This window comes from Vibrio sp. MMG023, from assembly GCF_021654215.1.
Taxonomy (GTDB): Bacteria; Pseudomonadota; Gammaproteobacteria; order Enterobacterales; family Vibrionaceae; genus Vibrio; species Vibrio jasicida.
Genome location: NZ_JAKFZP010000003.1, coordinates 387,393 through 401,784, shown reverse-complemented (window position 1 = coordinate 401,784; position 14,392 = coordinate 387,393). Strand labels below are relative to the sequence as shown.

Sequence of the window (14,392 nt, the reverse complement as noted above, 5' to 3'; positions counted from 1 at the left end):
CGATTTATCACTAATTGATTGGTAATATGAGCGCAACCAACCAGCCCATTAACAAATGGTATTCTATTTTGAAACTACAAGACATCCTTTCTCTTCCAGAACTTGATGGAAAACTACTAAACCTAGCGAAAACTCAAGGCTTCGTAACGGCAATGGCTTCTGCGCCAAACGTGCTGAACCCTCAAGAGTGGCTGCCATTCCTATGGGGCGGTGAAGAAACAGCACCCTTCACAGACGGCGAGCAACTAGAACAGTACATTGATGAGATTGTTCAAATGTGGAACCAAACTCGTCCAGCGCTTCTAGAAGGCGCGTGGCAATGGCCAGAAGGCTGTGAGTTGGATGATCAAGATATCGTGTCAGCAAACACGCGTGATTTCTGTGAAGGTGTCCTTCAGGGTTGGCAGTTGACTCGTGATGATTGGGAAACCCTAATGCCAGAAGATAGCGAAGACAGCGCGCTACTGGGCGGCGTTCTGCTTTCTCTGACGATGCTGTACGATCCAGAAACAACGATCGCAACACTGGCAGAACAAGGCATGGAAGGTCTTGAGCAATTTGAAGAAATCTTCAATGCAATGCCAATGATGCTTGGCGGCTTGACTCAGCGTGGAGTCATGCTGGCAGAAGAAGAGTAAGATTCTCTGCTCTGTTGAATACACTAAATGAAAAAGCTCTCCAAGTCGGAGAGCTTTTTTGATCAATCTAGAATGACATGGGGAATATAACGCGCCATATCTTGGGTAACTAAACTGCAGTCTTCACGAATAGAGATACCCGCGGCTTTATCGTTTACTAACCAACTGCCAATTAAAGTATGACTAGGACCAAACTTGGGTAACGGGTAGTACTGCTGAACAATGTTATGAGCCGACTCATAGGGGCCAGGAGTTTTCACTAAACGCTGTCCATTCTTCACAATCTCTATATTCGCGCCTTCGCGAGAAAACAGTGGTTTGATGACGTAGTCTTTCAAACGGTTCGCTTTTGGATCATTAGCAAAATACGCCGGCAGTAAATTAGGATGGTTTGGAAAGCGTTGCCACAACAAAGGAAGCAATGCTTTGTTAGACAGAACAGATTTCCACATCGGCTCTAACCAGTTCACGCTCGCCGTTGCCAAGTATTGGCTGTATTCCTCTTCAAACATAAATTCCCATGGATAGAGTTTAAACATCCATCGAATCGCTCGGCCATCGGCATCGACGAAACGCCCTTCTTCCGTTACGCCAATATCTTCGACGTAGACGAACGCGGTCGACAGTCCTGCTTCTCGAGCGCAGTCTTCTAAATATTGGACCGTGCCTTTGTCTTCTTCTGTGTATTTACAACAACTGAAATGAAGCGTTTGCCCTGGCTGCAATTTGGCGATTTCCGCAAAACGTTCAATCAAGAAATCTTGCAAGATGTTGAATTGATCGGCTCTTTGATGGATACGCCCTTTGTTCACGACATCTTCTAACCACACCCACTGCCAAAAACCCGTTTCAAATAAGGATGTGGGGGTATCGGCGTTGTTTTCCAAAAGCTTTGCGGGTGATGAACCGTTGTAAGCAAAGTCCAACCGAGAATAAAGCGACGGCTCTCTACTTCGCCAAGAAGAAGCAACCTGAGACCACATGGATTCCGGAATCGCGCATTGGGTCAGTAACTGCTCACTTCTAATCACCTCATCCACAACTTCAAGGCACATTTGATGAAGCTCCTCCGTTGGCGCTTCTATATCTCGTTCGATTTGCTCTAATGTGAATTGATAGTACGCACTCTCATCCCAATAAGGTTGGTCGTACATAGAATGAAACCCAAAACCAAACTGGCGTGCTAAATCACGCCAGTTTTCTCTTTCTTGTATTTCTCTTCGAAACATAAATGCTGTTAACCGCCTCGACCAACAGAGACTGCTTTACCAAAGCCACCTCGGGACATGGCGCGCCCTATCGTGCCACCACCTCGTTTATTTAAGTTGCTGGTTGCGACTTTAGTTGATTGGTTACGGTAAGAACCATAGAACTGCCCTGCACCGTTGTAATACTTCGACTTGTAGCGATACATCGGCTCTGAGTAGTAACTCTTGTTGTAACCACTCAAGCCACTCACTGCGCGGCTAAAGAAGTAGCCACCAACAAACGGGACATACGAGCGGTGACGTGAACTGTAATAACAATCGTCTTCATAGAAATCGTCTTCACACTCAAACTCGTTGTTATAGCGCGGTGCGTTTTCTTCTGCTCTCGCCATCGCTTCTTGGTACGCTATTTCACATTGTTCACTGAATTCTGGCGCGTCTGATTTGCATTCATCCGCATCAACATAGATATAGCCTTCTGTTTCTGACTCTTGAGTCGCCAGAAAGAAGATGCCACCAAAAGCGACAAACGGGATGATTCGCCCAACTTTGAAGCTTTTATCCATCGAAGATCGTTTTACGTTGGAACTGCGTTTCATCGCCCCTCCTAGTAAGTCATGCAAGCTGCGTTAAGTACGCCGACAGAGATAGAGACTCCCGCGAGTACAATACCTGCGGGTACTTCGTCGTTCTCGATACGCTCAGAGACTTTAGGCAATAGAATGAATCGCACAATGCCAAAAGCAATGATTTGAGCCAACATGGCAACAACGCCCCACACCATAAAATCAACAATATTGACTGAGTTCGTTGCCGCTCCAGCAATGGCTAAGCAGTAACCAAGAAAAGCACCACTCAGTGCGACTGCTGCTGCGGTGTTTTTTTCTTCTTTGATTAGGTGCCATTCATCGTATGGCGTCAGTTTTACGTAGACGAATTTAAACGCTAGCACGAAGACAATCGAGACGGAAAAGTAGAGAAGAAAATTGGGAAAACCTGCTAACAGGTCAGCAATCATGTGCATTATTTGTCCTTATTCATGTCGTTCCATGCAAAATTATCAATGCGCTCATCTGCAATGTAGAACAGCTTGGTATTTGGTGGCACTTCTGCTTCGAGCTCAGGGTTTAGCTCAATGCCATTGCCAAGATCGAAGGCGATCAATGTGGCCTGATGATGCTTTTTAATGAAGCTGAACACCTTTTCGACACTGGTTGTCGCCTGATCTTCAGGGTAAATCACCGAGTATTGCGTCATACCTCGAGTAGAAGCTAATAACTCTTGGTGTAGAGCACTTGAACCGGGGTCCACGGCTGCTTTCGCCAGCATCTCAGCACCTACGGCAGGTATACACTCCGCTTTAGGACAATGCTGGCTCAACAATCTACCTAAAGCATCATCTTTAAAGTAGGCAAGCAAGTGTGCATCAGGATTCACAGAGGCACAATACAAGGCGGCCGAGAGGGTAATATCATCGGTGAGATTATCAACAATGATACAGTTGGCGCTGGTGATGTTGGCGTTTTTCATCTCTTGTGCATCGGTGTAACTGTTCACCTTGATGAAACCGATCTCACCCGGTAGCGGGTTCTCTATGTCAGAACGGCTACATAACACAATGGGACGCTTACCCGCTTCTTCATGCTGCAACATACGAATAAGGTGCATGGTCCTTGCGCCATTCCACCCTAACAATACGATATGGTTTTCCACTCTTACTCTCCGTTTACCTAAAATACCCGCTCGCCAATAATCGATTGCACCGCCTGCCACACGCCCCAAAATGGCCGCAAACAAGCTCAAGCCACCAGGAATGATAAACAGAACCACGACCCATTTCCCTGCATCCGTCGTTGGTGAATGATCACCATAACCAACCGTCGACGCAGTCACCATCAGGTAATAAATGAAGTTAGAGAAACTGTCGGTAAGTGCATGCTCCCCCGCGAGAGCCAGCAACAGCCAAGAAATACCAATGTAGCTACCGCTAATGATGAGAAGGTTTCGGTTGCTTAATTTGAAAAGGTGGGTGCTCAGCCACTTTTTCAGTACTAGCCATACAGCCATAAGTTTCCGATTCCTTTCTGATTACTATAAGTAAATACTAACTCATTGATTGTAAGAAACAAAAAAACCAGCCAAATTCGGCTGGTTTTTGAGATTTGTCTTAACAAACTGATGTCTGGGCAGACAGAACGACTATGCATTCCCTTTCACTTGCATATTCAGTTGTTCAGCAAAGTCTAGCATGCGGTTCAATGGGATGAGTGATTTCACACGCAACGCTTCATCAACGAAGATTTCGTGCTCTTCACCACCTTCATTCAATGCTTTTTCAATCGCTTTAAGACCGTTCATTGCCATCCAAGGACAGTGTGCACAACTGCGACAAGTCGCACCCGCACCAGCAGTGGGTGCTTCGATCAGTTCTTTCTCTGGCACCAGTTGTTGCATTTTAAAGAAGATGCCTTTATCGGTTGCAACAATCATTTTCTGATGAGGTAGCTCTTTCGCCGCTTTGATAAGCTGACTCGTAGAACCAACCGCATCAGCCAGCTCAACCACGCTAGCTGGTGATTCTGGGTGCACTAGGATTGCCGCATCCGAGTATACGTTCTTCATCTTACGCAGTGCGTCCGCAGAGAACTCGTCATGAACTACACACTCACCTTGCCACAACAGCATTTCTGCGCCAGTCTTGTTTGCGATGTAAGAACCTAGGTGACGATCTGGGCCCCAAATGATTGGCTTATCTTCTGCGTCTAGGTGTTCAACGATCTCCAGTGCAATACTAGACGTTACAACCCAATCAGCGCGTGCTTTAACCGCCGCGGAAGTGTTTGCGTATACCACGACCGTATGATCAGGGTGAGCGTCACAAAACTCGCTAAACTTGTCCGCTGGGCAGCCAAGGTCAAGTGAACATTCCGCTTCTAGTGTTGGCATTAGAATGCGTTTTTCTGGTGTTAAGATCTTTGCAGATTCGCCCATAAAGCGAACACCACCAATGATCAATGTGCTTGCTGGGTGACGGTTACCAAATTTCGCCATCTCTAACGAATCACCAACAAAACCACCCGTTTCTTCCGCTAATGCTTGGATCTCAGGATCGGTGTAGTAGTGTGCGATAAGCACGGCATCTTTCTCTTTAAGCAGCTTTTTGATTCGCTCGATGTAATCGGCTTTTTCTTCTTGGCTTAATGGGATTGGTTTTGGAGGGAATGGGTAAACTGTCTCGATTTTATCTAATATGTGGCTCATTGCTCTTGCTCTACGCAACTTCCTTTAATCCGAGTATTGTAACCTTGTTAATTTTCAAAAACCAACCCAGAGCGGGAATTTCTAGCAGTCTAGCCGTATATCTTTGACGCAAATAACTATTCTATCGACAAAATAGAATTGGGTTGTTGCAAAGAAAAACCAGTGAAGTAAAACGAGCAAACAAGAAAAAAGGAGCCGAAGCTCCCTTTATTAGTCTCAATGTATGAGTTTTATTACTTCAGCTTAGCGCTCGCGATTTTCGCTGACGCACTGCCGGCATATTCATCGACAACTTGCTGATAGTATTTCTTCGCTTGCGCAGCATTATTGTTACGCTCAGCAATATCGCCTAGCTTAACCAATGCGTCTGCACGCTTGTTAGAATCTTTGTAAGAAACCACAGCGGCAAAACTCTTCGTTGCTTCTTTGTCTTGCTTCTTAGCAAAATACAACTGGCCTAGCCAGTAGTGGGAGTTTGCTGAGTAAGTCGAGTTCGGGTAATCCTTTTGGAACTGCTGGAAAGCCGCAATAGCGCCCGTGTAGTCTCGTTTCTTAAGGATCAAATCCACGGCATCTTGATAAGCGGTTTGCTCATCAGCGTTGGACGTGTATTTGCCACCTGTTTCTGCAGGCTTGGTTTCTTTTACTGGCGCAGCTTTCATTTCACCACGCACACGATCTAGCTCGACAAACAACTCACGTTGACGCTTTAACATTTGCTGCATTTCGTAGCTATTGCGTTCTAACTGACCACGTAGATCACTGATCTCTTGTGACATTTGGTCAATTTGCTCTTGCATTTGGAGCTGAACACGGTTGCGATTTTGCAGCAAGCGCTCTAAACGCTCGACATCTGATTCTGAAGAAGATCGAGTTGATACTGATGATGTGCTGTTGAGATCTGATACTGGAGCTGGTGCAGCGAACGCGAAGTTCGCTGCACTTGCCAGTAACGTAAGCGTAACAGCGCGCTTAGTGTTACTGAACATGAGGTTTACCTCGAATTAGTATACTAGAACCGCGCGACGGTTTTTAGCGTAAACATCTTCTGATTGACCTAGAAGAAGTGGCTTCTCTTCACCGTAACTAACGATTGCGATTTGGTCAGCTTGAACACCTAGCGCTTGTAGGTAGTTTGATACTGCTTCAGCACGACGCTCGCCTAGTGCGATGTTGTACTCTGGCGTACCACGTTCATCAGCGTGACCTTCGATTGTCACTTTAAGAGCAGGGTTCTTGCTTAGGTAAGCTGCGTGAGCTGCTAGCATCTCTTCGTAGTCACCTGCAATTGTTGAGTTATCAAATGCGAAGTAAATAGTTTGAGTTTCGCGTAGTGCTTGCTCTTTTAGCTCTTGCTCTGTCAATTGACCGTTTGGATCGATTGGCGTTACTACTGTTGTTTCAGAACCGCTAGTGTTGGTTTCTGCACCCGTATTTGAAGCCGCGTCATCACTTGAGCTACAAGCCGTCATTGCCATCACAGGAATCGCGATTAGCAGTCCTTTTAGAACCTTGTTCAGTTGCATCTTATTTTCCTTTATTAATCAATTTTATTACTACAAAAACGGTGACCATGCGGGAGCTCTGACACGCCCATTTGTTGCCGGTAATCTAGCTTTAAATCGACCATCAATTGACACCATCGATAGTACGTTTTTCTTGTTGTAGATTGAGCTATAGATAACCATGCCACCATTTGGGGCAATGCTCGGAGACTCATCAAGCAATGTTTTTGTTAGTACCTGAAGAGCACCTGTTTCCAAATCTTGCTTAGCCAAGTTGAAGCCCGAATCACTGCGATTCACCATGACAAGGAATCGACCATCAGGAGTGATTTGACCACCTAAGTTTTGGCTGCCTTGCCAAGTCAAACGGTTAGTAGAACCGCTGCCCAAATCTACTTGATAAATCTGAGGTTTACCACCCCTGTCAGATGTGAAAATCAGTGATTTGCCATCAGGGTGCCAGTACGGTTCTGTATTATTTGATCTGCCACGCGTAATTTGTGTCAGCTTACGAGTTTTCAGATCCAACGTGTAAACCTGAAGTGAACCGGTCTTAGAAAGAACCAAAGCTAACTGACTGCCGTCAGGCGAAAATCTTGGCGCACCATTGTGACGAGGGTATGACGTAATCTTCTCTCGCTCGCCGGTGTAGATGTTCATAATGAAGATCTCAGCTTGGCCGTTCTGGAAACTCACGTAAGCCAATTTCTGGCCATCAGGAGACCATGCTGGAGACATCAGTGGCTGTTTAGATTGAAGTACTAAACGTTCGTTGTAACCATCGTAATCAGCAACACGCAGCTGGTAAGGGAAGCGATCTTTGTCGTTTACAACAACATAAGCGATACGAGTCATAAATGCGCCGCGTTCGCCAGTCAATTGCTCGTAGACAAGGTCCGCAATTCGGTGAGCGTACTCACGCATGCGTGGGCCTTCTACCGTCGCTACCTTGTTAAACAACACGTGGTCTTTGGAAAGAACCAGTTCTCCGTCATCACCGAGAGCTTTGCTCTGACCCTTCGTTAATTGGCCACGAACAACGTCAACTAACTGGTAGTTAACCACGTAGTTACCTTGTTCGTTTTTCTTAATTGAACCGGTCAATAATGCATCTACGCCCAAGCCGGTCCACGCATCAAAGTTTACTTCTGATTCGTTGGTTGGCGTTTGTGGCATTTTGCTGGTCGGTACCGGGCTGAATTTACCACTGCGTTGCAAGTCAGAAGCAATCACAGCGGAAATATCAGTCGGAAGAGGCTCACTGCCTTCCCACTTAAAGGGAACAACAGCAATTGGTCGTGCTGAGTCAATACCATCGGTAATCACCAGCTCTAATGCAGCGTGAGCCACATTCGTTAGACTGCCAAGCAGTACAAACATTCCTAGTAAAAGGCGTTTAATCACGTCTCAGTTCCTTAAATTAATAATCAACTGTTAAGTTAATATCACGAATTTTATCTATAATTGCGCGGTCTTTTGGCATAGGGAAATTGCCAACTTGGTTTACTGCACTCTTTGCCGCACCACATAATCGAGCATCACCGCTAATGACTGAAACGCCACTTACTACGCCATCTGTTCCAGTTGGCACAAGCTTAATATTCAGCCTACACGACTTTCCCACAAGGTAATCATCCTTAATGATTCGACTTTCGATTAGCTGTTTATAGATGGCTGCATAACGACCAACTTCCGAATCAACATGTTGATTCTTCGCTACTTGGTTAAGTTCGGATTCACTTTCTAGACCAGCAAAAATGTCATCCAAAGCCGCTTCTTGCTCTTTGCGTTCACGCTCTGCTTTCTCTGCGGCTTCTCGAGCTTTACGTTCGCGCTCAGCGGCCTCTTTGGCTGCTTTTTCTTTCGCGATGCGTTCTTGCTCGGCTTTTGCTGCGGCTTCACGTTCACGTTTCGCTTTCTCTTCGGCTTCTTTCGCCGCTTTCGCGCGCGCTACACGTTCTTGCTCCGCTTTACGTACGGCCTCTTCTTTGGCTTTACGCTCTTGTTCGGCCTTTGCTGCCCGCTCTTTCTCTTTACGAGTGCGTTCTTCTTCGGCCTTACGTTCTTGCTCTTTCTTCTTACGAGCGACCTCCGCTTCGCGAGCGGCTTTTGCATCTTTTGCTTGCTGCTCTTTCAGCTTACGAATTTGCTCTTCTTCAGCTTTGCGATTCTTTTCCAGCTGCTCAGCTTCACGTCTCAGTTTATCAAGACGATCTTGCTCTTTTTTTGCCGCTTTCTCGCGTTGCTGACGAATTTCTTTGGCTTGTTGTTGGACAAGCTTCGGGTCAATAACAACCGCCTGCACCATCTGCCCTGTCGGCTCGGGTTTAGACATGTTGAAATCTGTACCCCAAAGTAACGCTACGACCAAAAGCGCATGCAAACCAACCGATATTGCTATCGGCTTGGTGTATTCTTTGGTTTTCTTCTTATTGTCTTTCATAGATGTTCGATGTCTATTCCCTGATATCGGTCATCAGACCTACTTTAGGGATGCCAGCCCGACTTAGCTCATCAAGCAGAAGTACCACATCTGCATATGGCGTTGCGGCATCACCCCCTACTGCAACCGGAGAATCAGGTTTGATTTCCCGCTCTGCTTTCACACGAACAATAACGTCTTGTAGTGATAGACCGCGTTGAACCTCTTCATCATTCACGCTTAGGCCCAAATTACCATCGCGATCGATTTCAATAATGATGAAGCTACTGTCTGTTTCACCAGCAAGATCTTGCATTGATTCCGCGGTAGAGGTTTTTGGAAGGTCTACATCCACACCTTGAGTGACAAATGGAGCGGTCGCCATGAAAATGATCAGCAGTACAAGCATAACGTCGATATAAGGTACAACGTTAATCTCTGCGGTCATTTTACGCTTTTTAGGTTGGTAACCCGCCATGCCTTATTCCTTATTCGCGCTGTCTCGACCCGCCATTGCTTGACGGTGCAGGATGCTGTGGAATTCTTCAGAGAAAGTTGCGTATGTATGCTCTAGCTTACTTACTTTGTTGCTTAGACGGTTGTAAGCCATTACCGCAGGGATTGCCGCAAACAGACCCATCGCTGTTGCGATCAGTGCTTCTGCGATACCGGGTGCCACCATAGATAGTGTTGCTTGTTTCACTTCACCCAATGCAATAAAGGCGTGCATGATACCCCATACCGTACCAAATAGGCCGATGTATGGGCTGATAGAACCGACCGTTGCGAGGAACGGTAAACTGGTTTCTAGTTCATCCACTTCACGAGCTACAGAAACGCGCATTGCACGCCCTGTACCTTCCATGATGTAGGCTGGTGAGTTTGCGTTACTCTTACGCAAGCGTGCAAATTCGGTAAAGCCAGCATAGAAGATTTCTTCTGTGCCACCGATGTCGTCTTTACGAGCTTTCACTTTTTGGTACAGCTGTGAAAGATCGGTACCAGACCAAAATTTGTCTTCAAAGGACTCAGCGTCTTTTGATGCTTGAGACAGTACTTTGCTGCGCTTAATGATCATTGCCCATGACGCAATTGACATGCCTAGTAGGGTCAACATCACAAGCTTTACCAACAGACTGGCCTGAAGAAAGAGATCTAAAATGGAAATATCAGCAGTCACTATTTGTTAGCTCCGAATTGATAAAAGATGGGATAGCTATTGGTTTCATTTTCTTATTATCGATACATGCTACCTTAACAATTGTCTTGCACAATGTTTTGCCTTCATCATTGACTAACTCTTGACAGAATTGCAGGGACGCACGCTTTATTTCTGACACTCGGGTAAGAACGGTCAAATGCTCGTCCAGTCTCGCCCCTTGGTTGAAATCGATATCCATGTGTCGGACAACAAAGCCAATGTTTTGTTCCAATAACACATGTTGAGAAATGCCTTTTGCACGCAACATCTCAGTGCGTGCGCGTTCAAAGAATTTTAAATAATTAGAGTGATATACAACGCCACCCGCATCGGTATCTTCATAATACACGGTGATCGGCCAGCGGAAGGGATTAGATGTGCCTTGCAAGGGAGTACCAGTACTTTCAATTCTTTAAAGCAATTACTATAACTGAAGCGGCAGTAATTGGTACTGAGCGAAGGGAATATTTTTGAATTTTGTAGAAAAAATAAAAGCCAGACAAGACGTCTGGCTTTTTATTCGATGATTTAATAACCGACTTTATTTCAGAGTGTAACGCTTACATGAAATAGAGTGCTGTTAAATAAACTAAGATAGCGAGTGAGAAATAAGGGCTGAACAATACTTGCCAGTACCAATTTCTTGGCTTGAAGCCCACACCGTAAACCATGCTTGAGCAGACTGCCCAAATCAGTGCCGGTGCGATAAACGCATTAAAGCCACCAATTTCTCGATGGTATGCGTTTGGATCCCACATCACCAATCCTACATGCATAAAGCCGAGGATTAAGGCCAAGACTCTCAGTAGAGTCTTGTCCATTGGTGCGTGAAGTTTCGCTACCTTGTCAGCGAGATTACTCACTGTCTTTATCCATCATTTCTGAGTGCTCTAACCAAAGAGCGTTGATGATACCGAATGCACAAGCAAGTAGTACACCTAGAATCCATGCGAAATACCACATAGTAATAGCTCCTTAGTAAAGTGAGTTTTTGTTTTCTTCGATGAACTTGTCATCCAAGCGACCAAACATCTTGTAGTAAGTCCAAGACGTGTAAGCCAAGATGATTGGAACCATAACAAACGCAACGCCTGTCATTAGGTTCAAAGTCAGTTCAGATGAAGTTGCATCCCACATTGTCAGACTTTGGCTTGGCATTAGGTCTGATGGCATTACGAATGGGAACATTGCAATACCAGCAGTAAAGATAACACCTGCGTTACCAAGGCTAGAGGTTAGGAACGCGATACCACACTTCTCTAGGCGAGATGCCAATACAGCTAGAAGCGGCATTGCAACACCCAGTACAGGCGCAGCCCATAGCATTGGGTAAGCTTCGAAGTTGTTCATCCACGCACCAGCTTCACGGATAACCTCTTTGTTTAGAGGGTTAGAAGCAGCGCCTGTATCGATACCACCTACGATAACGTAACCTTCGATGCTCTGAATCCAGAAGCCAGCTGCTACGAATGCAACCACAGTTAATAGACCCATTAGCTGAGCAACGTTACGAGCACGAGTATGAACTTCGCCTGTTGTCTTCATTTGTAGCCAAGTTGAACCTTGCATCAGGATCATGAACAAGCTTACTAGACCACATAGCAATGCAAATGGGTTAAGAAGACCAAAGAACGAACCATGGTACGTTGGCATTAGGAATTCGTTCAGTTGGAATGGAACACCTTGCAGAAGGTTACCAAACGCCACACCAAAGATGATTGGTGGAACGAAGCCACTGATTGAGATACAGATATCCCAAGTGTTACGCCATTTTTTATCTTCAATCTTTGAACGGTAATCAAGACCAATTGGACGTAGCCAAAGTGCCGCTAGGGTTAGGATCATCGCTAGGTAGAAACCAGAGAACGATGTCGCGTAAACCAAAGGCCATGCTGCGAACAATGCACCACCAGCAGTGATAAGCCATACTTGGTTACCATCCCAGTGAGGTGCGATCGAGTTAATCATCACGCGACGTTGCGTGTCGTTTTTACCGATAATAGGTACAAGCGCGCCCACACCCATATCGAAACCGTCAGTAATTGCAAAACCAACTAGTAGAACACCGATCAGTACCCACCAGATGAATCGCAAGATTTCGTAATCAAACATCTTGTTGTCTCCTTGTCTTACGCTTCTACTTGGCGACTAACTTTGTCTTCAACAGAGTCAGCGTTTTGCTCGAAGTGGTAGCGGCCAGTTTTCAGGCTGCTTGGACCTTTACGAGCGAATTTCACCATTAGGTATACTTCTGCAATTAGGAATGCAGTGTAAAGCGCTAGGATTGCAAATAGTGAAGTCCAGATTTCACCTGCTGTTAGTGCTGATGCAGCAACGTGTACCGGTAGGATTTCACCTACAGCCCACGGTTGACGACCGTATTCAGCAACGAACCAACCCGCTTCGATCGCAATCCAAGGTAGTGGAATGCTGAACAATGCAGCTTTAAGAATCCAAGGTTTCTGTTCGATCTTCTGACGACATGTTTGGATGAATGACGCACCAAATACGAATAGCATGATGAAGCCACACGCAACCATGATACGGAACGACCAGAATAGCGGCCATACTGTTGGGATTGAATCATCCGCAGCCGCTTGGATTTGGTCTTCAGTCGCATCAACAACCTTGTCTGTGTAACGTTTTAGAAGTAGGCCGTAACCTAGGTCACCTTTCACTTCGTCAAACGCTGTCATGTTTGCTTCAGACTTGTCGCCTGCACGCAGTTTTTCAAGCAATTCGTATGCGTACATACCAGTACGGATACGGTCAACGTGCTCTTCACGTAGATCGTGTAGGCCTGTTACTTGCTCATCAAACGAACGCGTTGCGATGATACCCATAACGTAAGGGATCTTGATTGCGTAATCGGTGTTCATTGTTTCTTGGTTCGGTAAACCAAACAGTGTGAACGCCGCTGGTGCTGGTTCTGTGTGCCATTCAGCTTCTACTGCTGCTAGCTTCACTTTTTGAACTTCACCAAGCTCGTAACCAGATTCATCACCCAGCACGATTGTAGACAGGATTGCTGCCATACCGAAAGAAGCTGCGATAGCAAACGAACGACGAGCGAACGCCACATCACGACCTTTCAATAGGTAGTAAGAACTGATGCCAAGAACGAACATTGCACCACACGTGTAACCAGATGCTACTGTGTGTACAAATTTAACTTGCGCTACAGGGTTTAGTACAACGTCTGCGAAGCTCACCATTTCCATACGCATGGTTTCGAAGTTGAATTCTGCGCCAACTGGGTTTTGCATCCAGCCGTTCGCGATAAGAATCCACAGTGCAGAGAAGTTAGAACCCAGAGCAACCAACCAGGTTACCGCTAAGTGTTGACGTTTTGATAGACGATCCCACCCGAAGAAGAATAGACCAACAAAAGTTGACTCCAGGAAGAAAGCAACCAGTGCTTCGATCGCTAGTGGTGCACCGAAGATGTCACCTACATAGTGGGAGTAGTAAGACCAGTTCGTACCAAACTGGAACTCCATGGTAAGGCCAGTAGCCACACCAAGTGCAAAGTTAATACCGAACAGCTTACCCCAGAACTTGGTCATGTCCTTGTAGATTTGCTTGTTCGTCATTACGTACATTGATTCCATAATGGCCAAAAGGAAGGCCATACCAAGGGTCAATGGTACGAATAGGAAGTGATACATCGCTGTCAGTGCAAACTGCAACCGCGACAGATCAACTACGTCAATCATGGTAACTCCTATGTGTCGGCTGAATGACACTCTCTACATATTGCAATCCATACACAAGTGTTATTTACACTTGAAAAATGTTGAATTATCACAACGCTTTGTTGCAAAAATGTGCTTCGTTGGTTAGTTAATTGTTAAGCATCAGCTAATATAGCTGGGCCTAATATTACTGCTAAAAACAGTTTGTTTCAAAAGGTTTATAGCGAGAAACCGCTTTGATGTATATCAATCTTTATGCGCTGAATTTGAACAAAAATCCATCACATTGATCCAGATCAAACGATATCAGAAGAGTATGTTAATAGAGAGTAATCAGGAGAGAAAATAATCAGTTAGGCAAGAACATAGAGTTAACAATCTATAAGTTTTTATTACCTATTTAGTATTAGAAGAGATTTAATAAATGAGAGGTTGGTCAACATTGGTGAAATGCTGAGCGCT

Annotated in this window: 17 protein-coding genes; 1 reads left to right on the top strand and 16 read right to left on the bottom strand. The window is 45.5% G+C overall.

Annotation, left to right across the window (positions count from 1 at the left end; genetic code table 11):
- Positions 1-26: 26 nt before the first annotated feature.
- Positions 27-638, top strand: coding sequence for a YecA family protein (locus tag L1076_RS11500; protein WP_096030927.1), 612 nt, complete (start codon positions 27-29; stop codon positions 636-638).
- Positions 639-700: 62 nt separating this feature from the next.
- Here L1076_RS11500 and L1076_RS11495 read toward each other — a convergent pair whose 3' ends face one another.
- From L1076_RS11495 to cydA, 16 genes are all read right to left on the bottom strand, one after another.
- Positions 701-1,867 carry a glutathionylspermidine synthase family protein gene (locus tag L1076_RS11495; protein WP_237303628.1) on the bottom strand — a complete coding sequence of 389 codons (1,167 nt, stop codon included), beginning with the start codon at positions 1,865-1,867 and terminating at the stop codon, positions 701-703.
- A gap of 8 nt (positions 1,868-1,875) precedes the next feature.
- The gene (locus L1076_RS11490; RefSeq protein WP_038866823.1) at positions 1,876-2,445 is read right to left on the bottom strand and encodes a DUF1190 domain-containing protein; all 570 of its coding nucleotides are present in this window, start codon (positions 2,443-2,445) and stop codon (positions 1,876-1,878) included.
- An 8-nt stretch (positions 2,446-2,453) separates the two neighbouring features.
- The gene (locus tag L1076_RS11485; RefSeq protein WP_038866820.1) at positions 2,454-2,870 is read right to left on the bottom strand and encodes a DUF350 domain-containing protein; all 417 of its coding nucleotides are present in this window, start codon (positions 2,868-2,870) and stop codon (positions 2,454-2,456) included.
- On the bottom strand, positions 2,870-3,913 hold the full coding sequence (locus L1076_RS11480; protein ID WP_237303627.1) for an ion channel: 1,044 nt from the start codon (positions 3,911-3,913) through the stop codon (positions 2,870-2,872). The genes L1076_RS11485 and L1076_RS11480 overlap by 1 nt, the downstream gene beginning before the upstream one ends.
- Positions 3,914-4,045: 132 nt before the next feature.
- The gene (gene nadA, locus L1076_RS11475) at positions 4,046-5,107 is read right to left on the bottom strand and encodes a quinolinate synthase NadA (RefSeq protein WP_061035584.1); all 1,062 of its coding nucleotides are present in this window, start codon (positions 5,105-5,107) and stop codon (positions 4,046-4,048) included.
- Positions 5,108-5,340: 233 nt separating this feature from the next.
- Positions 5,341-6,096: a tol-pal system protein YbgF gene (gene ybgF, locus L1076_RS11470; protein ID WP_038866815.1), complete on the bottom strand. Its 756-nt coding sequence runs from the start codon at positions 6,094-6,096 to the stop codon at positions 5,341-5,343.
- Positions 6,097-6,111: 15 nt separating this feature from the next.
- Positions 6,112-6,633 (bottom strand): peptidoglycan-associated lipoprotein Pal, encoded by a 522-nt coding sequence (gene pal, locus L1076_RS11465; RefSeq protein ID WP_038866814.1) that lies wholly within the window; start codon positions 6,631-6,633, stop codon positions 6,112-6,114.
- Between the two features lie 30 nt (positions 6,634-6,663).
- Positions 6,664-8,016: a Tol-Pal system beta propeller repeat protein TolB gene (tolB, locus tag L1076_RS11460; protein WP_080869721.1), complete on the bottom strand. Its 1,353-nt coding sequence runs from the start codon at positions 8,014-8,016 to the stop codon at positions 6,664-6,666.
- Positions 8,017-8,032: 16 nt separating this feature from the next.
- On the bottom strand, positions 8,033-9,055 hold the full coding sequence (tolA, locus tag L1076_RS11455; RefSeq protein ID WP_237303626.1) for a cell envelope integrity protein TolA: 1,023 nt from the start codon (positions 9,053-9,055) through the stop codon (positions 8,033-8,035).
- A gap of 13 nt (positions 9,056-9,068) precedes the next feature.
- Complete coding sequence (tolR, locus tag L1076_RS11450) at positions 9,069-9,512, bottom strand: protein TolR (protein WP_038866811.1); 444 nt, start codon at positions 9,510-9,512, stop codon at positions 9,069-9,071.
- Between the two features lie 3 nt (positions 9,513-9,515).
- Positions 9,516-10,214 carry a protein TolQ gene (gene tolQ / locus L1076_RS11445; RefSeq protein WP_038866810.1) on the bottom strand — a complete coding sequence of 233 codons (699 nt, stop codon included), beginning with the start codon at positions 10,212-10,214 and terminating at the stop codon, positions 9,516-9,518.
- Positions 10,204-10,623, bottom strand: coding sequence for a tol-pal system-associated acyl-CoA thioesterase (gene ybgC, locus L1076_RS11440; protein WP_010447291.1), 420 nt, complete (start codon positions 10,621-10,623; stop codon positions 10,204-10,206). The genes tolQ and ybgC overlap by 11 nt, the downstream gene beginning before the upstream one ends.
- A gap of 172 nt (positions 10,624-10,795) precedes the next feature.
- The gene (gene ybgE / locus L1076_RS11435) at positions 10,796-11,098 is read right to left on the bottom strand and encodes a cyd operon protein YbgE (RefSeq protein ID WP_039975247.1); all 303 of its coding nucleotides are present in this window, start codon (positions 11,096-11,098) and stop codon (positions 10,796-10,798) included.
- The gene (cydX, locus tag L1076_RS11430; protein ID WP_000270284.1) at positions 11,091-11,198 is read right to left on the bottom strand and encodes a cytochrome bd-I oxidase subunit CydX; all 108 of its coding nucleotides are present in this window, start codon (positions 11,196-11,198) and stop codon (positions 11,091-11,093) included. The genes ybgE and cydX overlap by 8 nt, the downstream gene beginning before the upstream one ends.
- Positions 11,199-11,210: 12 nt before the next feature.
- Positions 11,211-12,347: a cytochrome d ubiquinol oxidase subunit II gene (gene cydB, locus L1076_RS11425; RefSeq protein ID WP_038866805.1), complete on the bottom strand. Its 1,137-nt coding sequence runs from the start codon at positions 12,345-12,347 to the stop codon at positions 11,211-11,213.
- A 17-nt stretch (positions 12,348-12,364) separates the two neighbouring features.
- The gene (cydA, locus tag L1076_RS11420) at positions 12,365-13,951 is read right to left on the bottom strand and encodes a cytochrome ubiquinol oxidase subunit I (RefSeq protein ID WP_038866802.1); all 1,587 of its coding nucleotides are present in this window, start codon (positions 13,949-13,951) and stop codon (positions 12,365-12,367) included.
- Positions 13,952-14,392: the final 441 nt, after the last annotated feature.

Coding starts and splice junctions, on each gene's coding strand:
- cydB (WP_038866805.1), bottom strand. CDS start 12,347: ATGTTTGATTACGAAATCTTGCGATTCATCTGGTGGGTACTGATCGGT.
- L1076_RS11480 (WP_237303627.1), bottom strand. CDS start 3,913: ATGGCTGTATGGCTAGTACTGAAAAAGTGGCTGAGCACCCACCTTTTC.
- tolA (WP_237303626.1), bottom strand. CDS start 9,055: ATGAAAGACAATAAGAAGAAAACCAAAGAATACACCAAGCCGATAGCA.
- cydA (WP_038866802.1), bottom strand. CDS start 13,951: ATGATTGACGTAGTTGATCTGTCGCGGTTGCAGTTTGCACTGACAGCG.
- L1076_RS11490 (WP_038866823.1), bottom strand. CDS start 2,445: ATGAAACGCAGTTCCAACGTAAAACGATCTTCGATGGATAAAAGCTTC.
- L1076_RS11495 (WP_237303628.1), bottom strand. CDS start 1,867: ATGTTTCGAAGAGAAATACAAGAAAGAGAAAACTGGCGTGATTTAGCA.
- cydX (WP_000270284.1), bottom strand. CDS start 11,198: ATGTGGTATTTCGCATGGATTCTAGGTGTACTACTTGCTTGTGCATTC.
- tolR (WP_038866811.1), bottom strand. CDS start 9,512: ATGGCGGGTTACCAACCTAAAAAGCGTAAAATGACCGCAGAGATTAAC.
- nadA (WP_061035584.1), bottom strand. CDS start 5,107: ATGAGCCACATATTAGATAAAATCGAGACAGTTTACCCATTCCCTCCA.
- L1076_RS11500 (WP_096030927.1), top strand. CDS start 27: ATGAGCGCAACCAACCAGCCCATTAACAAATGGTATTCTATTTTGAAA.
- ybgF (WP_038866815.1), bottom strand. CDS start 6,096: ATGTTCAGTAACACTAAGCGCGCTGTTACGCTTACGTTACTGGCAAGT.
- L1076_RS11485 (WP_038866820.1), bottom strand. CDS start 2,870: ATGCACATGATTGCTGACCTGTTAGCAGGTTTTCCCAATTTTCTTCTC.
- pal (WP_038866814.1), bottom strand. CDS start 6,633: ATGCAACTGAACAAGGTTCTAAAAGGACTGCTAATCGCGATTCCTGTG.